Raw genomic sequence first — 24852 nt, 5'->3', positions numbered from 1 at the left:
GTATGAGTATTTATAATAAAAAAACGCTCATCGTAATATTACTCCTTACAATTATCATATCTTTTGGCTTTTTTATGATAACTAAAAAAGATAATTATAATAAAGATGAATTATATGAGAATAAAATAGCAGATCATGCCCAGGATCTTTCCGACAAAAATTACGGTGTTGCTTCAAACAATCCAATCGCAACGCGAGTTGGGGAAAAAATATTGCAAGACGGCGGTAACGCTATAGATGCATCTGTAGGTGTTTCTTATGCACTTGCAATAACAGAGCCCCATTCATCTGGTTTAGGTGGTGGTGGCGCAATGTTAGCTTATGATGGCCAAGAAAATGTTGCACCAAAGCAATGGCAATACAAAGACATTTCCTCTTTTAACTTTAAACAAAAGGACGAGATAGGTACACCTGGCTTTGTACGTGGTTTACATGATGCACATAACGAAGGGGGCAAAATGGAGGAAGAGAAAATACTAGACTATGTTATACCATTAGCTGAGGATGGTTTTGAAGTGGATTCAGAACTGGAACGTAGTTTAAAACTTTATGGCTCAGATATTGACCGGGACTCCCCATTTTTTGATAGTGGTCAGACGAAAAGAGAAGGTGACGTTGTAAAACAACCAGCTTTAGCTAAAACGATTAAAGGCATTAGAGACCATGGGCCGGAATACTTTTATGAGAAAGTAGGTAAAAGTGTTTCTAAGCAAGTAGATGATGAAGTTAATGAAAAAGATTTTGCAAGTTACAAAACAGAGAAAAAAGAACCGGTAAGTACAGATTACCTAAATAATAAAGTATATTCTGCATCTAATCCGTTAGGTGGGACGTTAATGCTACAAGGTTTAGAAATTGATGAAGCAACGGGTAATGATACAACTCCTGATAACCGATTAGATTATATTACAGGTATGTTAAAGTCTAGGGCATTGATGTATAGAAATAGAGATATTATTAATGGTCAAGATGAAGACTACGATGAATACTTATCTCAAGATTATATATTAGGAAAATTAAACGAGGTTAATTTTAATAGTAATTTCAATACAAATAATGTAGACAATACGAGTACTACACATTTTGTAGTTATAGATAAAGACGGTAAGTTAACAAGTACTACTAATACTTTAGCAAGTTTCTTTGGTTCCGGTAAATTTATGAAAGAGGGATTCTATATGAATAATTCATTAAGTAACTTTTCATCAAACCCGGCAAGTCCGAACTATGGTGGAAAGCATAAAGAGCCAAGATCATTTACAGCACCAAGCATTGTAGTAGGACCGGATTATTACATGGGTATAGGAACACCAGGTGGTAACAAGATACCGACCACATTGAATGAAGTGTTGGTAGATTATTTAAGAGGTGATGGTACCCTACAAGAATCGATAGATAAGCCACGCTTTTATAATGATGGGGGACAAATTTTTTATGAAAATGCTACAAGTAAACAAGATATAGATATATTCAAAAGTTTAGGTTTTCAGATTGAAGAAAAACGTAACGATCCTAACTTTGGTAGTGTCCAAGCCGCACTTTACAACAAAAATAATAAAACTGTTGAAATTGGACACGATGTCGGTAATAGATAGTAAATAAAGGGGTAAGGTAGAAATCTTATATAGCTTCAACAACAAAAGAAAACGGATAGATATCGGTTTGAGATATCTACCCGTTTTTTACTAAATGATTAAGTAAGTTGTATTACCAACCTTGGCCAGCTATATCGTAGTTTTCTAATTGACCTGTTTCAAAGTCTTGAATTGCAGCTTCTAGCACATTTAAAGCAGTATCTAACTGATCATAAGTTATGACTAATGGTGGTTGAAAACGCAGTACATTTCCAGCAACAGCAATGATAACGACACCATTGTCAAAACAACGATTACAAATCTTTAAAGCTGCTTCAGGATTGCGCACTTTTTTAATTTTATCTGACACAATATCGATACCAATAGAGAGCCCTTTACCTCTGACATTTCCGACAGATTTATATTTTTCAGGCCATTGGTTCAGGCGTTCACGAACGTAATATCCTTTATCAGTACTAGCCTGCAATAGTCCTTGATCTTCAATCATAGCAATTGTAGCTAACGCAGCTTCACAACTTACTGGATTAGCACCAGTAGTAAATAAATGAGCAGGGGCGTCTAAATAGTCCATGATTTCTGAACGCCCAACAATGGCGGACATTGGCAGACCACCTGCTAGTGATTTACCAAATGTAATAAGATCAGGTTCAATATTATAATGCGATACGGAACTCCAACAACCTGTTCGTCCTAACCCTTGCTGAATATCGTCCACAGCCAACAATATACCGTGTGTTCGGCATAAGTCTTGTAAGGCTTCAAAGTAACCATCTACGGGTTCAAGTAAACCACCGTCGCCTTGGATGGTTTCAATCATGATACAAGCTACTTCATCGGCTGGTACGTACTTTTCGAACATTTCTTTAAGAGGAGCAAGATATTCTTCAACTGTATTTGGATTTTGTTGCTCAAACATACCTCGATAATTATCTGGAAAAGGAATGTGATAGAAACCTGGTAGCATTGGACCATAATGTTTACGCATATTTAAGCTAATGGCAGACATAGAAAGTGATCCGTATGTAGAACCATGATAAGCATTGATAAAACTAATGATATAAGGTCTTCCTGTATAAGCGCGAGCTAATTTGACGATACCGTCATTTGCATCTGATCCCGAAAGCCCAAAAAGTGCACGCTTCTCATATGAACCTGGTGCAATTTCACATATCTTTTTAGCTAATTTGACTAAAGGTTCATGATACATGTATGCAGGCGTGTAATGTATGAATTGATCAACTTGTGCTTTGATAGCATCAGTAACCTGTTTAGGTGCATGACCAACATTTTGAGAACTTGCACTAGATAGCAGGTCAATATAGGTTTTACCTTCAACGTCTACGAGCGTTGCACCATAGCCATGTGAGATAGCTAATGGGTAATATTTAATTCTTCCTGGCTTGGCAAAGTATTTACTATCTTCATTAATAAGTTGTTCTGATTTGTTCATAATTGATGCGCCTCCCATAATTTAGCGTAGGATGTATCGACATGTATAAAGTTATTGTGAGCTATGTATCGTCAGTTTACATACATCCTAAAAATCGTAAAAGTAGTCTTTATACTCATGGTGAAAAAGTCACGTTAATAATAGCTAATAAGTCGAATATACTAAGAAAATTTAGAATTGTAAATATATTCTGAAAAATTAAGGTTGAATAACGCTTTTTTAGTGTAAATTGACTATTATATTAAATGAATGCGCTCTATTTTAATTAATTTTGAGTTGAATATAATAATAATATATATCGAACGAGGTAATGTGATGCTATTAAAAACATACAAACAGTTATAACTAGAAATGAATGATAAAAATTGGTATATTGTGCTTAAGAAATAATGTTTATCTCTATAACATAAAAAGTAAAATCTTTAAAATATTTATCGAATGGTGGAAAGTCAAAAACATTTAAAGTTAAAATTAAAAAATAAATTATAAGATTTAAAAGTGAATAGGAGGAAAACATATGATATATGCTGGTATATTAGCAGGAGGTATCGGTTCTAGAATGGGAAACGTACCACTGCCGAAACAATTTTTAGATTTAGATGGTAAACCTATATTAGTTCATACGGTTGAAAAGTTCTTGCTCACAAATGAATTTGACAAAATATTTATTGCGACACCACAAAAGTGGATTTCGCATACGAAGGATACGTTGCGTAAGCATCAAATTAATGATGATAGAATCGAAGTGGTACAAGGTGGTTCAGACCGTAATGAAACGATTATGAATATTATAAATGAAGCTGAAAAAGCACATCCTATAACTGATGAAGATGTAATCGTTACACATGATGCGGTTAGACCATTTTTAACGCACCGAATCATCAAAGAAAATATTAAAAGTGTATTAGCACATGGTGCTGTCGATACTGTAATACCTGCAACTGACACTATTATCACTTCAAGCGATGGAGAACAAATACAGTCTATCCCAGTCAGAAGTGAAATGTATCAAGGCCAAACACCACAATCATTTAATGTGAATTTATTGAGGAATAGCTATAATGCGTTATCTGTAGAAGAGAAAGAAATAATGACAGATGCCTGTAAAATTCTTGTGGTAGCTAATAAAAAAGTAAAGTTAGTGATGGGAGAATTATATAATATTAAAATCACGACACCTTATGATCTTAAAGTAGCGAACTCTATCATCAAAGGTGGGATGTTGAGTGATTAATCAAGTTTATCAATTGGTTGCACCAAGACAATTCGAAGTAACATATAATAATGAAAATATTAAAAGTGATAAAGTTGTTGTAAGACCATTATACTTATCAATTTGTGCGGCAGATCAAAGATATTATATTGGTAGCAGAAATGAACAAGTATTAAAGAAAAAATTACCGATGTCTCTAGTTCATGAAGGTGTTGGTGAAGTTGTTTATGATAACAAAGGCATATTTAAGACTGGTACAAGAGTTATTATGGTACCGAATACACCCGTAGAAACAGATGAAGTCATAGCAGAAAACTATTTACCTAGTAGTAAATTTAGATCTAGTGGTTATGATGGTTTTATGCAAGATTATGTTTTTATGGATCATGACCGTGTCGTAGAAATCGACGATAGTATCGAAGATTTAAGTACAATTGCATACTCTGAATTGGTAAGCGTGAGTTGGCATGCGATTCAAAGGTTTGAGCGTAAATCAAATGCAAATAAAAATAGTTTTGGTATTTGGGGCGATGGCAATTTAGGATATATTACTGCAATTTTATTAAATAAACTATATCCCAATGCAGCAATTTATATCTTTGGAAAAACAGATTATAAATTAAGTCATTTTTCTTTCGCAGATGAAATATACCATATACATGAAGTACCTGAAGGAGTTACTTTTGATCATGCATTTGAGTGTGTAGGTGGGAAAGGTAGCCAGTCTGCAGTAAACCAAATCATTGATTTGATTTCACCTGAAGGCACAGTTAGTTTGTTAGGTGTAAGCGAATATCCTGTTGAAGTTAACACAAGATTAGTGTTAGAGAAAGGTTTAACAATGTTTGGAAGCAGTAGAAGTGGTGCGCAAGACTTTAAAGATATTGCGAAATTCTATAAAGATCATCCAGATGTTGTGGAAAAATTAGCGCTACTCAAAGGTAACGAATTTGATGTTAAAACCATTAATGATGCAGTCAATGCATTTGAAAAAGATTTATCCACTTCGTGGGGCAAGACTGTCATTAAATGGACGATGTAAACTTTTAAAAATAAGCAATTAGTAATAATATTTGGAATAATATTATGAACAGGATAGAGAGAGGTTTTTTAAATTGAGTAAATCTAAAATAATAATTGATAATATTTATTGGGAACGTATTCAATTATTTATTTCTGGTCATGTTGAGGATATCGAATTGAACAAGAAACATTTTGTTCTACGTAATTTAACTGAGACCAAAGAATTGAAAGCAAACGATGTGACAATTAATGGAAATCAATTCGTAGCACGCTTTAATGTGGCTATATTAGATGACGGAAATTATCTACCTTCAGGTGAATACTTAATTGTATATAAAGGTGACTTTGATTATATAGCTAATATTAATTCATCATTGTTAGAACCTAGTCAATATACGTTAGAGGAAGATGAGCTGGAACAGTATCATGAGATAGCTACTCAAAATGGTAAGAATAATTTTCTATTAGAACATTTTATGTACACGTTTAAAAAAGGTGGCAACTCTAATAAAACAGAGTATGTTGTGAGGCCGATGATATCCAGTGAAGTTAATGAGTTTGTACTAGATATCTTGTTTAAAGCTCCAATACCTAAGTTAAATCCTCTAAAACAAAAGATTGCAGATTTGAAATTAAAGTATAATCGTTATTCATATAATGTACGTAATTTTGTCTTCCAAATGATATTTAATATGACAAAATTTTTCCATTTGAAAAAGGGGAATACTGTACTATTCACATCTGATTCAAGAGCTGAAATGTCAGGTAACTTTGAATATGTTTATAATGAGATGTTACGCCAAAATTTAGACGACAAATATAAGATACATGCCTTGTTTAAATCTAATATTTCGGCACGTCGTAACTTTATAGACAAATTTAAATTTCCGTATTTATTAGGTAAAGCAGATTATATATTTGTGGATGATTTTCATCCATTACTTTACACAGTAAAATTCAGAAAAAGTCAGGAAATTATTCAAGTATGGCATGCAGTTGGTGCTTTCAAAACTGTTGGTTATAGTCGAGCTGGAAAAAAAGGTGGTCCTTTCTTTAATTCTGTAAATCATAGAAATTATACTAAGGCCTTTGTTTCTTCAGAAACAGATATACCATTTTATGGTGAAGCCTTTGGTATTAAAGAACAAAATATAATTCCGACTGGTGTCCCTAGAACAGATATCTTATTTGATGAGGCGTATGAACAACAAGTTACAGCCGAAATGGAGGAGGCACTGCCAATCATTAAAGATAAAAAAGTGATTTTATTTGCACCTACATTTAGAGGTAATGGACATCATACGGCACATTATCCATTCTTTAAAATTGATTTTGCTAGATTTGCGAGATATTGTCGTGAAAATAATGCAGTAGTTTTATTTAAAATGCATCCATTTGTGAAGAATAGACTAAATATTCCTAGAGAATATGAGCAATACTTTGTGGATGTTTCTGATTTTAGAGAAGTTAATGATATTTTATTTGTTACGGATATTTTAATTAGTGATTATTCATCACTTGTTTATGAATTTGCGGTATTTAAACGACCAATGATTTTTTATGCATTTGACCTTGAGGATTATATTACATCACGTGATTTTTATGAGCCATATGAAACGTTTGTGCCAGGGAAAATTGTAGAGTCATTTAGTGATTTAATAACAGCACTAGATAACGAAGACTTTGAAGTAGACAAAGTAGAACCATTCTTAGATAAGCACTTTAAATATCAAGATGGTCGTTCGAGTGAACGTTTAGTAAGAAACGTATTTGGAAGCTAAGAAAAACTGAAAATAAAAAATTGTGATGAGCTGAAACCATAACTAATAAACTAAAAGTAAGATAATGAATTTATTCATAAGGTTATGTATCATTAAACTAACTATGTGTTATTAGTATTTCAGCTCATTTTTATAAGGTGGATATATCAATGGAATTTTCAATCATAGTACCAAGTTACAATTCTGAAAAGTATATAGGAGAACTATTGAACAGTTTGCAGAATCAAAAATACGATAAGAAGGACTTTGAAGTTATACTGATAGATGATTGTTCTACAGATCATACTTTGGAGATAGTAGAATCTTATAAAAACAAATTGAATTTAACTGTAAAACAACTTGAAGCCAATTCGGGTGGCCCTGGAAAACCTAGGAATACAGCTCTAAACTTAGCTAAAGGAGAGTATGTCTTCTTTGTAGATTCAGACGATTACATTCATCCAGATACATTGAAAGATGTATCAAAATTTGTTGAAGGTAATCAGGCTGATGTGGTTCTAGTTAAAATGGAAGGTGTAAATGGTCGTGGCGTTCCTAAATCTATGTTTAAAGAAACCAATGATGATGTCACATTAGCTAATTCACGTATTATTTATACATTAAGTCCCACTAAGTTTTATCGTACATCATTACTACGTGATAATCATATTGAGTTCCCAGAAGATTTACGTAGTGCAGAGGATCAACTGTTTACAATGAAAGCATACGTTAACGCAAAGAAAATCGCTGTATTAGCAGATAAACCATACTACTATGCGACTAAGCGAGAAGGAGAACATATGAGCTCGGCATATGTGTCTCCTAAAGATTTTTATAAAGTTATGGGATTAATTACAGAAGAAATTCTGAATAGCCCTTTAGACAATAGACATGATATATTAGGATATTTTTTAGATCGCCATTTTTCATTTTCAAGAACAAATAATTTTTCACTTAAAATAGCAGATGATAAAAAAGAAGCTTGGATGGATGCGTTAGGAGACTTTATACAAAAAGTACCAACCGAAGTAGATGATATAGTCAGAGATTCATTAAAACCATTGTTATATTATGCACGCAAAAAAGATATGAAACATTATCAAATTGTTGAAGAAAGCTTTAATAATGGCCAATTTTATAATTTTAGAGCGCAACAAGGTGTATTACAAATTCAGTTTGATCGTGAAGAACCATACTTTATATTCAATAAATTAATGAAACCGGATATAAGAATGACCCATTTTAAATTTAATGAACAAGGTTTTGAATTGGAATTAGAATTTTTAAGTTCAATTATCAACCCTAATCATGTAGCTTCTATGATACAACTGAAGTTAGTATCACGTAATAAAAAAGAATTGATTTATATACCTTTAGCTATTAATGATCAAACACGTTTTAAATTTAATGCTTCTATGAAGGACATTATGCCATATTTAATTAAAGAAAAGGTTTGGGATGCATTTTTAGAAATGCGCGTAGATAATATGAGTGTTGAAAAACGCATTGGCGGTAAACGCTTAAAGTATTCATATGGAAAAGAAACGAGTACAATTGCTTCACTGAATGACAATTATTATCGTTTTACACCGTACTTCACAAAAGATTTTGACAATCTATCATTTTATGTAACTCAAAATAAATTAGACGATATGATTGAAGTTACGATAAAAGATAGTAAAACGATTCAACTTAGTAGTTTAGAATTTAACTATATTTTGTCTGAAGGTTTAACAACTGTATTACTGCCAGATACATTTACGTATGGTTACCTGACTGCTCATCAATCTAAAGAGAAAATGACTTATAATATAGCGCTCAACGATAAGATTAAATCTAAAAATCTTAAAAAGAATTTCACTTTGGAATCGCCATATTTTAATTTAAGGTATTAACCAGTATATAATAATAAAAAAGCAACGATATAACTATAAATACTTGGGGCTTAAATATTTATAGTTATAGTGAGCTAACTTGTGGGTGGGAATACGAAATCAATTTTCAAATTTGGTTTCTATCCTGCCCTTTAATTTTAATTTGATAGTGATGATATAGGATGACGACTATATTAATGCATCCATATAAGTATGATGCTTTAGAGAGTTCAATAATCTATTGTATAATTTATAAACTATTAGTGTGCTATAAACCGATGCCATTGATAATAATTTTCAATTATAGTATCTTTGAAATAAATGTATTTTTAATAGGAATATAAAGCATAAGTTAAGATGTATATTAATATCTTAGTTTCATATGCGATACGGCAAATGAGTTAGCTCTTGTATTCTTTTTCTAGTCACGGCGTGGGACGATAAGATAGGTTATTTAAATATAACTTTCTGATTCATTCCAATTTTAGTTTTATGTGAAGAGGGAGTTACTGATGAAAAAAGGCAAAATAGATGTTAAAGATTTAATAAATATAGGAATATTTACGGCGATATATTTTATATTTATAGCCCCGCCAGGTATTTTAGGCATTATACCAATATTTATGCTATTACTGCCTGCTATGATAGGTTTGGTTGGTGGTATACCGATTATGTTACTTATTACGAAAACACAAAAATTTGGGGCACTATCGCTTTGTGGTATTGTGGTAAGTTTGATATTAGCAATTATGGGTCATCCTTGGATGGCATTGCTTTTAAGTGTACCTATTATTATATTAGCAGACGCTATTATGGCAATAGGTGATTATAAAAGCTGGAAATTAAATGGTATAGGTTATATTATTTTCTCATTTTGGCCAATAGGCAATTTATTACCATTTTATTTTATGAGACAGTCATATCTAGCGTTTATACAAGAGAAATACGGTTCAGATTATGAAGCTACGGTAGCTGCATTATTTTCAATAGAGATGATTCCTATCATAATCGTTACGACTGTTATTGGAGCGCTGATAGGTACTTACATCGCTAAAGGTATATTGAAGAAGCATTTTAAGCGTGCAGGTATGATTTAGTATGAATAACAAAATAATAAATCAAAGCCATATATTTAATTTAGACCCTAGAGTAAAGCTTGGAATCATGATTATTATTTCACTTATTTCATTAACTGGTGGTGTAACGGGAAATGAAATTTTCTTACGTTTACTTGTAATGTTAATACCCTCTATTTTGATTTTACTCATTGGTAAATATTTGATTGGATGTCTATGCATTATTGTTACAATTAGCGCATGGTATGGCGAAGCGTTTGTTACATTTGATCATAGTCAGTTAGCTACTTTATTCATCTTTGTCTCTTCAGGCGTGATTACACGTTTTTTACCATCACTTGTAATGGGATATTATATTTTTAAGACAACTCAAGTTGAAGTTCTTATTGCAGGTCTAGAACACCTGAAAACACCGAGAAAGATTACGATTCCTATCGCTGTAATGTTTAGATTTTTACCAACTATCAAGTCAGAATCAGCATCGATTAAAGATGTAATGAAGATGAGGGGTATTTCATTGCGTTTTGCGTTTAAAAAGCCACTGCAGTATTTCGAATACCGCGTTGTGCCGTTGTTAAATAGCGTCGTGAAAATTGGTAATGAATTGACTATTGCATCGATCACACGTGGTTTGAATTTAACACATAAAAGAACATCTATCGTATTGCTAAAAATGCGTTGGTTAGATTGGTTATTTATTAGCATGGTACTGATTTTATGGGTAACTTATTATATAGTGTGAGGTTGAAATATGATTCGAATTGAGCATATGTCGTTTAATTATGAAAATGGAGAAAAAGTGTTAAATAATATTAATCTTACTATTGACAGTGGTGAGGTTATTTGTTTAACGGGTGCGTCAGGCTGTGGAAAAACTACAGTGACACGCATTTTAAATGGTACTGTACCTCATCTATATCATGGCAATATTGAGGGGACTGTTCAAGTCAATGGAAAGGATATACGTCAGCAATCTATTTATGAGATTTCCGAGTTGAGTGGTTCAGTTTTTCAAAATCCTCATTCACAATTTTTTTGTTTGAATACAACAAGTGAATTAGCATTTGAGCCGGAAAACTATGGTGTTAATCCACAACGTATCAAAACTAATATTAATCATAGTGTTGAAGTATTGAATATGAATCATTTATTAGATAGAGATATATTTAACTTGTCCGGCGGAGAGAAACAACTTATCGCTTGTACTGCAATACAAGTAAGTGGACATGAAATTATCATTTTAGATGAGCCTTCATCTAATTTAGACTTTACTACAATTACTAAATTGCGACAGTTGTTAGAACAGTGGAAGAGTGAAGGTAAAACGATCATAATTGCTGAACATCGTTTGCACTATTTGGTAGATGTTGTCGATCGTTTTGTAGTGATGAAGCATGGTGAAATCGACGAGATGTACGACAATCGCTCATTCAATGCATTAACACATGACAATTTAACGTTTCTAGGATTAAGGTCAATACATTTAGATGAGATGAAACCTAAAGCTTTAAATTACAACAATAGTGAAGAAAAATTAACATTGCATAATTTTATTTTTAACTATAAATCCAAGCAACCATATGCACTTAATATTCCTAAAGTCGAATTAACCAAAGGTAAAGTAACAGCTATTATAGGTCGTAACGGTTCTGGAAAATCGACATTTGCTCGTTGTCTAACAGGTGTAGAGCGTAAATTTAAAGGACACGTTGATATGAATAGCGTAATATTAAAACGTAATCAAAGATTAGACCGTGTATATATGGTTTTTCAAGATGTGAATAATCAATTATTTGCTGAAAGTGTTGCTGAGGAACTACGTTTAAGTAATAACAAATTAGATGATGCATCGATTCAATCGCGATTACAACAGTATGGAATATCAGAACATGTTGATAGGCATCCTTTGTCACTTTCAGGTGGAGAAAAACAACGCTTAGCTATTGCGAGTGCTGTAGAAACTAAACGAGAGGTTCTCATTTTTGATGAACCCTCTAGTGGGTTAGATGGACAACGTATGCGTGAGATAAGTGGAACCCTTAATTGTTTAGCCAATCAAGGACACACAATATTAGTCATTACACATGATTATGAATTATTGATGTCATGTGCAGATGAAGTATTACATCTTGAAAATGGATGTGTTAAAGACCAATACCAAATGGATAATGAACATTTAAACGAGTTACAGAACTTTTTTGAAATTTAAATATTGCAGTAATTGTTGAAATTAAAAAAGGCCAAAACAAATGTAAGTTTGTTTTGGCCTTTTTTGTTATTAACTCATGGCGATCATAATGTATTGGAGAGACGATTGAGATAGTTTGTAAATCAAAGGTTCTTTAAAGTAATGTAAACTCAATTTCGATAATGGATAATTAGCGCTATTGATTTGTTCGATATAGCTTAACCCGAAAAGTTTTTGATCTATATTTGAAGGTATCAAATTTGTAATCATTCCATGATCTTTATTTAAAAGCCTTGAAAACACTGGAAATGATTTGATGAAATGGTGGTTTATTTTAACTATAAAAGATGCTTTTTCTACGTTGCTAAATAATAAAATATGATAATGCCAATTTGTTTTACATATAATTGCGTTTGGAAGTAAGGCAACCTGTTGTTTGAAAAAAACTTTGAGAAAGCTATATATATGAACAATAGGCATCGGGCAATGATATTTATTAAACAGCATGATTCTATTATTATCGTCTGTATAGTATGGGTAACCAAAACCACAAATCCTTTGATTTAATTCAACTAAAAAATGCGTTAATAAAATATGTGTCTGCTGGCTAGATGTGTTGTAGTAATCTTGTAAAGAATTATGAGTCAAATGGGTTAAAATTATTTTTTTTGCATACTCATCACCTAATTGGCTAATAAATATTAAGAGTACTTGTTTTAAGTTATGATCTTTTGGTGACTTAGCTATCTTATGAGCCATAAGACTATAAAAACTATTCAAATCTAAATCAATGTAGTAAAAATCTGCATTAATTGAAGTAATATTATGTAACATTTGCGATAAAGTATTTTTACTTTTAATTATAGAATCTATAGTCGTACCAATTTTAATAAGTGGGTACTTGAGGCGAACTTTTTCAATGAAATTTAAAAGTTCATTGTAAGTATAATAAGAAAAATCGAATTGTAATGTTATTTGATTTAAATCGTTTACTAGTTCAGCTAGTAATTTAGCAACCGAAAACTTCTGAGTTTGACGTAAAGATAGGTGAGTTATTTTAATAGTCAACTGATGACCCTTTAGCATTAACTGTTTAATTGTATTTATGATTTGTTGAGCACTTAATGCATTTAATTGCTTCAAATGTGTATCTAATACACAAAAGTTTATTTTTGAAAACATCGTCGTAGTATCATTGTGCACCATATGAGATTCATAAAAATGATTCAAGGTATATATGTCATCTAATTGAATAAGAGTAGTCATGGGTTTAAAGCAATTATTGAACGACAGTTTTGAAAGATTTAATGAATAATCAGAGTTATTTGTGTGCTTAGTTGGTGGTTGAACTTTATCCAAATAAATTTTTGAAGTTACGTCATTCAAGACTATTTTATATGGTGATTTATAATACCCATTTTTAAATAAGAAAATATACTTTTTAGGTGGCATTTGGATGTAATATTTAAAATGTTTGGAATAAGTTGTTACATTTAAAAATTGATATTTAATAGCGACTTCATAGATACTTTTATTATTTTGAATAAGGTCATATAGGGATAAAGCAATTCTTAATGAAGTCGTATAATATTTAAAATTTATATTGATATTATTAGTAAATAGTATAGATATATATGATTGTGATATATAAAATGTTTGAGATAAATGTTTTGTATTCAATGTATCACATATATTTTCGTGAATGTATTTCGTAATACGACCTACTAATGGGTGTTTAGTATTTAAATAAGGTATATAGATACTATTTAACACTACTCGCGCTTCTCTTAATAAGAATTCAATAATACTAGATATATACATGTTCATACTGAACTCATCTTGGATGGGCTGGTGTATACTTTCTAGAACTAAGTTCCTAAATTGTTCTACAAAGTGAATACGGTTAAAATCAAAATATGATTTTGAAATATTGGTATCTTTTTCAATAAAAAGTGGTAAAGGAATTTTTAACTCTAATAGCTCTTGAACATCTAACATTTGATATAAATCTGCATTATTAACAATTATGCCATCAGTAATTGTAATAGTTATTCCATTTAAATTGATTTTGCAGGGTTTATTTAATGGGAGCAGTATAACAATTTCATTGATGCATCTTGTTAATTCAGATGTATAATGATTCCTAATAGATAGCGTACTAATCAAAAAATATCACCTTTATCTAGATATGAGTCTTTTACCTTGTAGTAGTATGCCTATTGTACAACTCTGCGCTATAAAAAGGGCAGGGATTAAAAGATATTAATAAAATGATGGGTTAAAGTAATAAAATATAGTTGAAGTGTAGAATTATCTGAATATAAATCATAAAAATATAAATGAAGCTGTTTTTTTATTTACTAAATTCCAAAAAAGGAGCTAGTTAATTAAATAAATTAATGATAGCGCTTGCAAAAAATATAAAGAGAATCTATAATGTATTTATTGATTTGTATCATTTCGGTTAAAACTTAAACGTTTAAGGTGGTGGAAATGGTGAGAAATAAACCAACGCTTCATGATGTGGCAAAAAGGGCAGGCGTGTCAATTGCAACTGTATCGAATGTTTTAAATTATAAAAGTAGTGAGTTAAGCGATAAAACAAAAGAAAAAGTATTGGGAGCTATAGAAGATCTGAATTACGAACCAAATCAATTTGCGAGAAGTTTAAAAACAGGACAATCTAATATGATAGCTTTTATAGTACCCGATCAAAATCCTTTTTTTACAGAATTACTTACTGAGATAAGTGATGAATGTCAAAAACATCAGTTACATGTGGCAGTGGTTTCATCTGAAGAAAATGAAAATAAACAAAAAGCGTTGATTGAAAGTTTTATAGCTCAAAATGTAAGCGCTATTATTTTAGTTCCTGTTAACTCCAAGTTCAAATTGAAAAAAGAATGGTTGAATACCCCAATTATGACACTAGACAGAGAGTTAGAATCAATGCAATTGCCTTCTATAACAGTTAATAATGAAGATGCGGCTTATACAGCAACTCAAAGATTAATAAATAGTAAGTCTAGAGACATCGGTTTATTACTTGCCAATCCAAACATTAGCACAACAACAGAGAGAAGGAAGGGATATGCACGCGCGTTATCGGACAACAACATCGAGGTTAATCACAATCTCATTTTCTATAGTGACCAACAGTTAGGGACAGATGCTCAAATCAAAAGTGGTTATGAAGCTACGAAAACTTTAATAGGTAAAAATATTAAGGCAATTGTTGCAACAAATCATTTGTTATTACTTGGAGCTTTACAAGCTATTAAAGAAGGTGGAAAAGTAATAACAAAAGATGTGATTATCGTTGGATTTGATGATAGTTATTGGAATGAGATTTATGATCCTAAATTAACAGTTGTATCTCAACCAGTTAAAACAATGGGGAAAGAAGCAGGTAAGATGATATATAGAATGATTAGAGGAGAAAAAAATGAATCAATAAAACTTTCTACGAGATTAGTCATTCGTGAGTCATGTGAGTTTAGGTGATTTTAAAGTCTGCAATTAGAGTTGTTTTTTCTAAAACTTAAACGTTTAAGTTTTAAATTTATTAACTAAAGGGGGAAATAAATTGAATAATGTAATAAGTAATATCGATAAACAAAAGACATGGATGGGAATACCTAAAATTATATTTGGGGCGCTGATTGCCATTTTTATATTTATGACTGGAGATGGTATTGAACAAGCTTTTTTATCGAAAAATATCGTTGATTTAGGATTTTCTGGTGGACAAGCATCCATGGTATTTACTGTTTATGGCGTTATGGTAGTAGTAGGATCATGGTTAGCAGCAGTGTTATCTGATGTTTATGGACCAAGAAAAATAATGCTATTAGGGACTGTAATATGGTTAGTTTTTCATATATTATTTTTAGTTTTTGGTATGGGAATGGAAAACTATAATATGATGTTAGTAATGTATGGTATTAGAGGTTTAGGTTATCCCTTATTCCTATATGGATTTTTAGTATGGGTAACATATATTACTGATAAATCTCGTTTAGCAACAGCTATTGGTTGGTTCTGGGCAATGTTTTCTGTAGGTATGGGGGTTATAGGTACATATTTACCTAGTTTTACAATTCCACAGATTGGATTTATGGGAACATTGTGGTTATCTGTTATATGGATATTTATTGGTGGGTTATTAGCATTTTATATTGTAGGTAAGAGAAATGTTAAACCTAATGCTGAAAAAACAGTTAAAGAAAGATATATAAAAGTATTAAAGGAAGTTGCAATTGTTTATAAAAATCCTGAAATTATAAAAGTGTTCATTGTGAGGGTAATAAATCAATTGTCATTATTTGGTTTAGTAGTTATATTTCCTGTTATGTTCACAGATAAGATTGGTTTTACAATGCAACAATGGTTATGGACATGGGGAGCAATGCATGTAACTTGTATTATTGGTGATGTGATTTGGGGTATTATCGCAGATAAAATTGGTTGGAAACGTCAAGTCATGTTATTTGGTTGTATTGGATGTGGCATAACGACACTCCTTTTCTATTATTTACCTATATTAAGCGGAGATGTATTTGCAATAGCGATTTTATGTGCAATATTATTTGGAATAACTCAATCAGCTTTTGTTCCAATTTTCGCTATTTTTACTGCTTTAGAACCAGAACATATTGGTGCAACACTCTCATCACATAATTTAGCAGCTGGTTTAAGTAACTTTGTAGCTCCAGCTTTAGCAACCTTATTCTTACCTATATTTAATGAAGTAGGTGTTGTTTGGGCATTTGCTATTTGTTATTTCATAGGTGCTATAATAACTTATTTCATAAAAGTATATCAACCTGGTATTGATGAAGCAAAAACAACTGAATTAAATAGTCAACTTCAAAAATTATAAGAAAGGAATGATTGTAATGGAGGAAGTTGTATTAGGTGTAGATTTAGGTACAAGCGCAGTTAAGACACTAGCAGTAAATAAACAAGGACAAGTTATTAGTCAAACAAGTGTTACATTACCATTAATACAACTACAATCAGGCTTTAATGAACAAGACCCTGGAAATTGGGTTGAGTCGGTAAAAGAAAGTATAAAATTACTGATTAAACAGGAAGCTATGTATGATAAAGAAATAAAGGGGGTGTCATTTTCAGGTCAAATGCATGGTCTGGTAGCATTAGATAAAGAGTTGAAACCACTAAGAAATGCTATCCTTTGGAATGACACTAGAACAACTAAACAATGTCGAGAAATCAAAGAAAAATATGGAGAAATATTATTAGGTAATCCTATACTGGAAGGATTTACGCTACCTAAATTATTATGGATGAAAGAGAATGAACCAGAAAATTGGCGTCGATTAGAAGTGTTTTTATTACCAAAAGATTATGTGAGATATGAACTCACTGGTGATGTAGCAATGGAATACAGTGATGCCGCAGGTACCTTATTATTAAATCCTGATACTCAGGACTGGGATAAATCAGTGGGAGAAACATTAGAATTGGGAAACATATTTCCTCGTCTCGTGGCGTCACACGAATTTGTTGGTTATCTTAAATCAGAAATCAAAAAAGAACTGAATTTGGATAGTGATATTGCGATATTTGCAGGAGGAGCTGATAATGCTTGTGGTGCATTAGGAGCAGGCATTATCAATGATGCCGAAACACTATGTAGTATTGGAACATCGGGAGTGATATTGACATGTACGAATCATAATGATAATGCGTCAGGTCATAATATTCATTTCTTTAATCATGCACAACCTAATATGTCTTATGAGATGGGAGTAACATTAAGTGCTGGTGCTAGTTTAAATTGGTTAAAGCATACATTCTTTAAAGATGAGACTTTTGAAAATGTAGTTGAGCAAGCTGATCAATCACAAATAGGTGCTAATGGTTTGCTGTTTGCACCATATTTACAAGGAGAACGCACGCCACACGGTGATGCTTTTATTAGAGGAAGCTTTATAGGTATTAATAATAATACGCAAAAATATGATTTTGTACGTGCTGTCATTGAAGGTATTACGTATTCACTCTACGAATCCTATAAATTGATGACACGAGATGGTTGTCATGAAAGACAAATAGTTTCTATAGGTGGTGGAGCAAAAAGTAGCTTTTGGTTACAACTTCAAGCAGATGTTTTTAATGCAAATATTATGCCATTAAAATATGAGGAAGGTCCGGGAATGGGGGCGGCAATGTTAGCTGCATATGGTATGAAATGGTTTAACACGATGGAAGATTGTGCCGACGTATTTATTTCATATGGTGAAACATACAAACCTAATCTAGAAAACCATAAAAAGTATGAACAGTATTTTAAAATCTATCAACAAATATATCAACAAACGGAAACATTAACACAGCAGTTGTTAAATATAAATTAGAAAGTAAAGGAGTTTTATTATGACAAAAAATATTCCAGAAACAATGAATATCTCAATATTGAATAAACCATTTGATATGGAACTTAAAGAAGTTACGGTACCTCAGTTAGGAGCAAATGACGTTTTAGTGAAAGTTATGGCAGTCGGTGTATGTGGTTCAGATGTTCACTATTATGAACATGGTAGAGTCGGTGAATTTATAGTAGAAAAACCATTGATTTTAGGACACGAATGTTCTGGAATTGTAGCGGATGTAGGATCAGATGTAACTAAATTTAAAGTCGGTGATAGAGTAGCAATTGAGCCTGGTGTACCTTGTGGTGAATGTGAATACTGTAAATCCGGTAAATATAATTTATGTCCAGATGTTGAATTTTTAGCAACACCTCCTATTGATGGTGCTTTTAGTCAATATATTAAGCATCCAGAAGGATTCTTATTCCATATGCCAGAAGATTTATCTTATGAAGAGGCCACTTTAAATGAACCATTTTCAGTGGGCGTCCAAGCCTGTAAAAGAGCTAATGTTCAACCAGGGTCAACAGTTGTAATAATGGGTATGGGACCAGTTGGGTTAATGGCAGTCGTAGCAGCAAAAGCATTTGGTGCTACAAAAATTATAGTTTCAGATCTTGAACAAATACGTTTAGATGAAGCCTTAAAATTAGGTGCAACAGATGCCATTAATATAAAAAATGAAGATGTCACAATGCGAATTAATGAAATAACTCAAGAAAAAGGGGCAGACTACGCATTTGAAACGGCTGGCAACCCTATTGCACTTCAAAACGCATTATCTTCTCTAAATAATGGAGGTACATTAGCGATAGTAGGTCTTCCACAACAAGAAAATAATGAATTGAATATTCCTTTCATCGCTAATCATGAAATTAATATTGTAGGTATCTTTAGATATGCCAATACTTATAAAATGGGTCTTGAGATGTTATCATCTACAATGTCAGATTTAAATTCAATGTTTACGGATACTTACGATTTAAAAGAAGCTAAAGCTGCTATGGAACAAGCGAGAACTAATAAAAGTGGCTCACTAAAAGTTTTAGTGTACCCAAATGGTAAACCAGAATAAAATATTTATATATGAATAAGATCTAAAGTTACTGCCTGAAGGTAACTTTAGATCTTATTTTTTCAAGTAGGCAATAATCTACTTGAGTAGAATGTTATGATATATCATATATTAAAATGGGTGCATAACGTCTAATTCTGGGAATGGAATATAACTATGATGATAAACGGCACGTTACTAGTTATGATATAAATTCGACATTCTATATTAATATTATATAACTAAAAACGAAACCTTACAATATAAAATTAAATAGTACATAAATATATTTGAATATAATTGGATTAGCTTACCAATTATCATTTAGTAACGTATTAGTCAAAGTAAGCTATCTGTTTTGTTTATAAAGATCTAAAGCTTTATAAAGAAATATTAATATAGAGATAAATAAAAATAAGGTAAACAAACCGTTAAATATCTCGGTATTAAACAGGCTGACAACTGTGGCACTACTCAGTGCATTTAAAAATAGCGAACCGGTTGTTTCGATTTCAAATAAATCAAATGAAAATAAAACTAATGTGATTAGTAACATGTAACCTAGGGCAATAAGAAATAGGTTTAACAAATCAACTAAAAATAACTTTCTCATCACAATCAGCCTCCTCCCTTACTTTTCTATATCCCATTTATAAGGAATTAATCTTAATTTATTGTAATTTTACAGTTAATTTATAAATAGTCTAAGGATTAGTTATTTTCCTATTTTGAGTTTAGTAGATGCAAAAAGTTATAAAATAAATGTAAAAGGTAAAATTAATTATTAAATATTAATTGAAATTAAGTTAAAACTGTTTCAATGTAGTCTAAACGTGCTAAAGAGTAAGTAAGTCTGATTTTTATCAAGAAAGGGAGGTTATATATGTATAAAGCTATTATTTTTGATGTTTACGGTACAATATTTGATATGGAATCGCTAAAAAACGATATGGGTCAATTCAATGAAGTGGAAGCAAAATCCATTTCGCAACTTTGGCGTAAAACTCAGTTAGAGCATATGTTTTTAAGACAAGTGATGCAAAGATATATTCCTTTTGATGAATTGACTAAAGAATCACTGCGCTATGTATTAGATGTTCATGAAATTCAATACAATAGAGAAGATGTAAATCAACTCTTTGACGCTTTTTTAGATTTAGACTATTTTAAAGAAATTCCAAAAGTGCTTTCGGAGTTGAATTCGAAAAACTTAGAAGTTGGTGTATTATCAAACGCTAATGACAATATGTTAATGCCTTTAGTCGATAATTCTGCAATTAACAAGTATATAGATACTGTTATTAGTGTTAATGAAATAAAGCAATACAAGCCTAGTCCTGCTAGCTATTCCTTAATATTGAAATATTATCAAATGACACGTGAAGATATTTTATTTGTTTCTTCAAATGCATGGGATGTTTCAGGAGCAGCTAATTTTGGATTTGACACAGTATGGGTAAATCGTAGTAAATCACATTTTGACTACAATGGGCAATCGCCAACTATGACAGTTAACAATTTAAATGAAATGGTTAAATGGTTAGAAATGAATAAAAGATAAGACATAAGTTGTTATATAAGTACTTAAAAATACAACTGCCTTTTATAAAATTAGGGGCGGGAAGACGTAATCAAAATTATGATTCGTGTTCCCGCCCCCAACAAGACTAAGTAGTTTCAGTCTAATAGATATGGACTCAAATATTATTTAGTTTGATTCAGATAATCTGTTAATAGTTGAATGTATAAATCAATGAACGTAAGGTATACATCTTTATAGACGTACTCGTCCACTTGGTGTGCCTGTCCTGTTTCACCTGGGCCATACATGACAAATGAAAAGTCTTCACTTTTATCTTTCATTAAATAAGAAGCATCTGTAGTTGCAGTAGAAGAAGTAACTTCTAAATTTCTGTTGAAATATTCATCTCCTAAAGACTTAGCTAAATTTAAAAATGAATTATCGCCTGTAGTGTAAACAGGGTCACGATTAACATAAGGATTTATAGTGATATCCCCGTTACTTTCTGTTTCGATTTTTTCTTTGATACGATTGAATAGTTCTTCGAATTTTTTATTATCAAATTGTGGAATTGTACGCATATTAAATAGTGATTCAGCATATTCAGGAATAGAGTTAACTTGGTCTCCACCGTTTATAATAGTTGAATTCATAGTAGGGGTACCTAGTAACTCACTACTTACGTCAACTTTGTTATACTCTTTATTTAAAGCATGAATGAAATCAACCAAAGGATTAATGGCATTAAAACCTAACTCTGGCATGGAACTATGTGCTGATTTTCCTTTAGAAGTAACTTGAATGTCCATCGTACCTTTGTGTGTATAAACAATGCCATCTTGGGATGGTTCTGCAATTAACAATGCATCTATATCATTCATATAGCCTTTTTCATGTAGCAAGGCGGCGCCATTACTTGTAACCTCTTCGCCAGCTGTAGCCATAAAGCGAATTGTTCCCTGCTTCAATAGACCTGCTTCTTTAATTTCGATTAAACTAATTGCTAACGCTACAAGTCCGGATTTCATGTCTGCTGAACCACGACCGTGTAATCTCCCTTGATCATCTTCAGTTAATTTGAAAGGATCATAATGCCACTTATCACTATCACCTGTTGTTACGACGTCCATATGTCCTGAAACGCCGACTACAGGTTTACCGTTTCCGATTTCTGCAATGAGGTTAGCACGAGAAGATTCACCATCCAACGTTAGAATTTCTGTATGAATATCATATTTTTTAAAAAGCTGTTGTAAATAATGAGCAACATCGAGTTCTTTTTCATTTACAGACTGAATTTCAATAATATCTGATAATATTTTAACACGTTCATCTTTTGAAAATACCGCCATATAAACACTTCCTTCAAAATTAATCAATACATTATAATTAATACCACTAAGTCTAAGTAACAAAACAAATTAGCAAATTGAGACCAAGAGAACGAAATTTTTTATAAAGAAATTAGATGTCCATCCCGTTCCCAATTTTAGTTAAAGTTTATAGGGGTATTGATTTTTGAAAAACATATTTTAGTTATATATTATTTATTAAAAGTATTTAAATCTAATTGGTAAAATGCAAGATCTAGCCATTTATCGAATTTATAACCTACTTGTTGAATCGTACCAGAATGAGTAAAATTGAATTTTTTATGTAAATAAATACTGTAATCATTTGTAGCATCGATACCAGCAACTAAAGTTTTATAGCCGCTTCTTTGTGCATGATGGATGATTTCCAGTAATAATTTCGAAGCGATACCTTTCCCTCTGTGATACTTACTTACGTAAATTGAGTGTTCAATAGAATATTGGTAAGCTGGCCAGTCCCTAAATGAACCATAAGATGCGAAGGCAATAGCTTCATCATGTTCCGCATAAACAAAAATAGGCTCGTTACTCTTTGATTTATTTTCAAACCAAGCCTCACGTGATTCAAGCGTTTGTGGGCTATAGGTATAAACAGCGGTGGTATTTAAAATGGCATCATTGTAAATGTCTAAAATATTTGGTAAATCTGATTTAACTGCTTGTCTTATCATAAAAATTCCCCACAATCTTTTATATTATGTCTTAGGTTTATTTAACACTTATTTTCTAAAAGGTGCAATTTTTTGTCATGAAAATTAACGTGAAGATACAAAAACATAGTTTTAATTACTTTATATTAATGAAAATAATTAATGAATTGTGCTATAGTTGATATAACTTTTTAAATTTGAAATTGTTCAAAAGGAGAAACGAAGAAAATGAAGAAATGGTCTAATCGACTGATTACTGTGGTGGGGGTATTACTTATTTTGACAGCAGTTTACCTTTTCACTAAACCACATATCGATGATTATTTAACTAAAAAAGATAATGAAACAAAGATAGAAACTTATGATAAAGATGCTGTAAATAAGAAAAATCAAGAAGTTGAAATTCCTAAAGATAAAACAAAAATGGCCGGTTATTTATCAGTACCAGACGCAGATATTAAAACGCCAGTCTATCCAGGACCTGCTACACCGGAACAACTTAATAGAGGCGTCAGTTTCGCTGAGGCGAATGAATCATTAGAAGAGCAAAACATCGCGATTGCTGGACATACTTATACAGGAGGTTCAGATTATCAATTTTCAAACTTACCAGATGCAAAAGTAGGAAGTAAAGTGTATTTAAAAACAGGAAATAAGAAAAAAGAGTATAAAATTGTTAAAATTTTTGACGTGAAACCAGAAGACATAGAAGTACTTGAAGAACAACAATCCACAAAACAACAACTTACATTAATAACATGTGACAACTATAATGAACAAACGAATCAATGGGAAGATCGTAAAATATTTATTGCTAAAGCAGTATAATAATGGAATTGAAACAATGGTTTTATAATTAATAACTTTTTATAAAATTAAAGTGGCTGAGGCATTTATCAATAATGTCTCAGCCACTTTAATTTTATGTGTTTAAAGCATCAATAAAGCGTTTGGTAATTTCCTTAGGACGTGTAATTGCACCGCCAACAACAGTGCAATGTACGCCTAAATCTGTTACAGTTTTAAGCATTTCAGGAGTGACAACATTGCCTTCAGCTATGACTTTAGTATCGACATGTGCTAAAACATCTTTTAAAAATTGGAAGTTGTTTTCATATAAAATATGACCTTTAGTATATGACGTATAACCATATAATGTAGTGCCAATATAATCAAAACCAAGTTTATCAGCATTAATTGCTTCATCTAGTGTTGAAATGTCTGCCATAAGTTTAATATGAGGGGCATTTTCTCTAACATAGGATACAAGTGTTTGTAATGATTCTTTGGGACGTATTTGTTTTGTAGCATCTAAAGCAATGACTTCACATTTACTTTCAATTAATTCATCGATTTCTTTGCTAGTTGCAGTAATGAATACATCAGAATGATCATAGTCTCGTTTGACGATACCAATCACTGGTAGATCAATCTCTTGCTTAATCGCAATAATATCTTCTTTAGAATTTGCTCTGATACCGACAGCACCGCCTTCATAAGCTGCTAACGCCATTTTTGACATGATAAATGACGAGTGTAGTGGTTCATCAGGTAATGCTTGGCATGACACGATTAATCCTTGTGGTAACATAATATACACTCCATAACTTTGATAAATTTAATAAATCATTAAACTCCTTTAGATTTGTAATTTTAATATAACATTGAGAAAATAA

Annotated in this window: 20 protein-coding genes; 14 read left to right on the top strand and 6 right to left on the bottom strand. The window is 31.7% G+C overall.

Features of this window, described 5'->3' with window-relative positions; all coding sequences use genetic code 11:
- The first annotated feature begins 2 nt into the window (after positions 1-2).
- The gene (locus ACSUE0_RS06315) at positions 3-1595 is read left to right on the top strand and encodes a gamma-glutamyltransferase (RefSeq protein ID WP_119613285.1); all 1593 of its coding nucleotides are present in this window, start codon (positions 3-5) and stop codon (positions 1593-1595) included.
- 112 nt (positions 1596-1707) lie between these two features.
- Here the strand turns inward: ACSUE0_RS06315 and ACSUE0_RS06310 are convergent, their stop codons facing one another.
- Complete coding sequence (locus ACSUE0_RS06310) at positions 1708-3045, bottom strand: aspartate aminotransferase family protein (RefSeq protein ID WP_119613286.1); 1338 nt, start codon at positions 3043-3045, stop codon at positions 1708-1710.
- Between the two features lie 517 nt (positions 3046-3562).
- Here ACSUE0_RS06310 and ACSUE0_RS06305 point away from each other — a divergent pair.
- From ACSUE0_RS06305 to ACSUE0_RS06275, 7 genes are all read left to right on the top strand, one after another.
- Complete coding sequence (locus ACSUE0_RS06305) at positions 3563-4279, top strand: D-ribitol-5-phosphate cytidylyltransferase (RefSeq protein WP_119613287.1); 717 nt, start codon at positions 3563-3565, stop codon at positions 4277-4279.
- Entirely contained in the window at positions 4272-5300 is a 1029-nt protein-coding gene (locus tag ACSUE0_RS06300; RefSeq protein ID WP_436956585.1) for an alcohol dehydrogenase catalytic domain-containing protein, read from the top strand. Before ACSUE0_RS06305 ends, ACSUE0_RS06300 begins: the two co-directional genes overlap by 8 nt.
- 73 nt (positions 5301-5373) lie before the next feature.
- Entirely contained in the window at positions 5374-7062 is a 1689-nt protein-coding gene (tarL, locus tag ACSUE0_RS06295; protein ID WP_436956583.1) for a teichoic acid ribitol-phosphate polymerase TarL, read from the top strand.
- A 149-nt stretch (positions 7063-7211) separates the two neighbouring features.
- Positions 7212-8936: a glycosyltransferase family 2 protein gene (locus ACSUE0_RS06290; protein WP_119613289.1), complete on the top strand. Its 1725-nt coding sequence runs from the start codon at positions 7212-7214 to the stop codon at positions 8934-8936.
- Between the two features lie 491 nt (positions 8937-9427).
- The gene (locus tag ACSUE0_RS06285; protein ID WP_119613290.1) at positions 9428-10012 is read left to right on the top strand and encodes an MptD family putative ECF transporter S component; all 585 of its coding nucleotides are present in this window, start codon (positions 9428-9430) and stop codon (positions 10010-10012) included.
- 1 nt (position 10013) lies between these two features.
- The gene (locus ACSUE0_RS06280) at positions 10014-10733 is read left to right on the top strand and encodes an energy-coupling factor transporter transmembrane component T (RefSeq protein ID WP_119613291.1); all 720 of its coding nucleotides are present in this window, start codon (positions 10014-10016) and stop codon (positions 10731-10733) included.
- Positions 10734-10742: 9 nt separating this feature from the next.
- Positions 10743-12200, top strand: coding sequence for an ABC transporter ATP-binding protein (locus ACSUE0_RS06275; RefSeq protein WP_436956580.1), 1458 nt, complete (start codon positions 10743-10745; stop codon positions 12198-12200).
- 69 nt (positions 12201-12269) lie between these two features.
- On the opposite strand, the gene ACSUE0_RS06270 is transcribed toward ACSUE0_RS06275, so the two are convergent.
- Positions 12270-14345 carry a helix-turn-helix domain-containing protein gene (locus tag ACSUE0_RS06270; RefSeq protein WP_436956578.1) on the bottom strand — a complete coding sequence of 692 codons (2076 nt, stop codon included), beginning with the start codon at positions 14343-14345 and terminating at the stop codon, positions 12270-12272.
- A 327-nt stretch (positions 14346-14672) separates the two neighbouring features.
- On the opposite strand from ACSUE0_RS06270, the gene ACSUE0_RS06265 reads away from it, so the two are divergent.
- From ACSUE0_RS06265 to ACSUE0_RS06250, 4 genes are all read left to right on the top strand, one after another.
- Positions 14673-15683, top strand: a complete 1011-nt coding sequence (locus ACSUE0_RS06265) for a LacI family DNA-binding transcriptional regulator (protein WP_436956576.1) — start codon at positions 14673-14675, stop codon at positions 15681-15683.
- Positions 15684-15765: 82 nt separating this feature from the next.
- The gene (locus ACSUE0_RS06260) at positions 15766-17061 is read left to right on the top strand and encodes an MFS transporter (protein ID WP_259338012.1); all 1296 of its coding nucleotides are present in this window, start codon (positions 15766-15768) and stop codon (positions 17059-17061) included.
- Between the two features lie 16 nt (positions 17062-17077).
- Positions 17078-18562: a xylulokinase gene (xylB, locus tag ACSUE0_RS06255; RefSeq protein ID WP_436956574.1), complete on the top strand. Its 1485-nt coding sequence runs from the start codon at positions 17078-17080 to the stop codon at positions 18560-18562.
- Positions 18563-18581: 19 nt separating this feature from the next.
- On the top strand, positions 18582-19652 hold the full coding sequence (locus ACSUE0_RS06250) for an NAD(P)-dependent alcohol dehydrogenase (RefSeq protein WP_436956572.1): 1071 nt from the start codon (positions 18582-18584) through the stop codon (positions 19650-19652).
- Positions 19653-19980: 328 nt separating this feature from the next.
- Here ACSUE0_RS06250 and ACSUE0_RS06245 read toward each other — a convergent pair whose 3' ends face one another.
- The gene (locus tag ACSUE0_RS06245) at positions 19981-20244 is read right to left on the bottom strand and encodes a hypothetical protein (RefSeq protein ID WP_119613297.1); all 264 of its coding nucleotides are present in this window, start codon (positions 20242-20244) and stop codon (positions 19981-19983) included.
- Between the two features lie 270 nt (positions 20245-20514).
- Between ACSUE0_RS06245 and ACSUE0_RS06240 the strand changes: the two genes are divergently transcribed.
- A complete protein-coding gene (locus tag ACSUE0_RS06240) occupies positions 20515-21192 on the top strand; it encodes a haloacid dehalogenase type II (RefSeq protein WP_119613298.1) in 678 nt (225 codons plus the stop codon).
- Positions 21193-21335: 143 nt separating this feature from the next.
- On the opposite strand, the gene ACSUE0_RS06235 is transcribed toward ACSUE0_RS06240, so the two are convergent.
- Both ACSUE0_RS06235 and ACSUE0_RS06230 read right to left on the bottom strand, forming a co-directional pair.
- Positions 21336-22505 (bottom strand): ArgE/DapE family deacylase, encoded by a 1170-nt coding sequence (locus tag ACSUE0_RS06235; protein ID WP_436956569.1) that lies wholly within the window; start codon positions 22503-22505, stop codon positions 21336-21338.
- Positions 22506-22696: 191 nt separating this feature from the next.
- Positions 22697-23197, bottom strand: coding sequence for an N-acetyltransferase family protein (locus tag ACSUE0_RS06230; RefSeq protein WP_436956567.1), 501 nt, complete (start codon positions 23195-23197; stop codon positions 22697-22699).
- Between the two features lie 207 nt (positions 23198-23404).
- Between ACSUE0_RS06230 and srtA the strand changes: the two genes are divergently transcribed.
- Entirely contained in the window at positions 23405-24004 is a 600-nt protein-coding gene (gene srtA, locus ACSUE0_RS06225) for a class A sortase SrtA (protein WP_436956565.1), read from the top strand.
- A gap of 94 nt (positions 24005-24098) precedes the next feature.
- On the opposite strand, the gene ACSUE0_RS06220 is transcribed toward srtA, so the two are convergent.
- A complete protein-coding gene (locus tag ACSUE0_RS06220; protein ID WP_119613302.1) occupies positions 24099-24767 on the bottom strand; it encodes an N-acetylmannosamine-6-phosphate 2-epimerase in 669 nt (222 codons plus the stop codon).
- Positions 24768-24852: the final 85 nt, after the last annotated feature.

The organism is Staphylococcus sp. AS1337, assembly GCF_051408735.1.
Taxonomy (GTDB): domain Bacteria; phylum Bacillota; class Bacilli; order Staphylococcales; family Staphylococcaceae; genus Staphylococcus; species Staphylococcus xylosus_B.
The sequence above is the reverse complement of the archived record's forward strand: the minus strand, read 5'-3'. Positions and strand labels throughout refer to the sequence as shown.

Coding starts and splice junctions, on each gene's coding strand:
- ACSUE0_RS06240 (WP_119613298.1), top strand. CDS start 20,515: ATGTATAAAGCTATTATTTTTGATGTTTACGGTACAATATTTGATATG.
- ACSUE0_RS06290 (WP_119613289.1), top strand. CDS start 7,212: ATGGAATTTTCAATCATAGTACCAAGTTACAATTCTGAAAAGTATATA.
- ACSUE0_RS06235 (WP_436956569.1), bottom strand. CDS start 22,505: ATGGCGGTATTTTCAAAAGATGAACGTGTTAAAATATTATCAGATATT.
- ACSUE0_RS06285 (WP_119613290.1), top strand. CDS start 9,428: ATGAAAAAAGGCAAAATAGATGTTAAAGATTTAATAAATATAGGAATA.
- ACSUE0_RS06265 (WP_436956576.1), top strand. CDS start 14,673: ATGGTGAGAAATAAACCAACGCTTCATGATGTGGCAAAAAGGGCAGGC.
- srtA (WP_436956565.1), top strand. CDS start 23,405: ATGAAGAAATGGTCTAATCGACTGATTACTGTGGTGGGGGTATTACTT.
- ACSUE0_RS06310 (WP_119613286.1), bottom strand. CDS start 3,045: ATGAACAAATCAGAACAACTTATTAATGAAGATAGTAAATACTTTGCC.
- ACSUE0_RS06280 (WP_119613291.1), top strand. CDS start 10,014: ATGAATAACAAAATAATAAATCAAAGCCATATATTTAATTTAGACCCT.
- ACSUE0_RS06250 (WP_436956572.1), top strand. CDS start 18,582: ATGACAAAAAATATTCCAGAAACAATGAATATCTCAATATTGAATAAA.
- ACSUE0_RS06275 (WP_436956580.1), top strand. CDS start 10,743: ATGATTCGAATTGAGCATATGTCGTTTAATTATGAAAATGGAGAAAAA.
- ACSUE0_RS06245 (WP_119613297.1), bottom strand. CDS start 20,244: ATGAGAAAGTTATTTTTAGTTGATTTGTTAAACCTATTTCTTATTGCC.
- ACSUE0_RS06315 (WP_119613285.1), top strand. CDS start 3: ATGAGTATTTATAATAAAAAAACGCTCATCGTAATATTACTCCTTACA.
- xylB (WP_436956574.1), top strand. CDS start 17,078: ATGGAGGAAGTTGTATTAGGTGTAGATTTAGGTACAAGCGCAGTTAAG.
- ACSUE0_RS06230 (WP_436956567.1), bottom strand. CDS start 23,197: ATGATAAGACAAGCAGTTAAATCAGATTTACCAAATATTTTAGACATT.
- ACSUE0_RS06220 (WP_119613302.1), bottom strand. CDS start 24,767: ATGTTACCACAAGGATTAATCGTGTCATGCCAAGCATTACCTGATGAA.
- ACSUE0_RS06305 (WP_119613287.1), top strand. CDS start 3,563: ATGATATATGCTGGTATATTAGCAGGAGGTATCGGTTCTAGAATGGGA.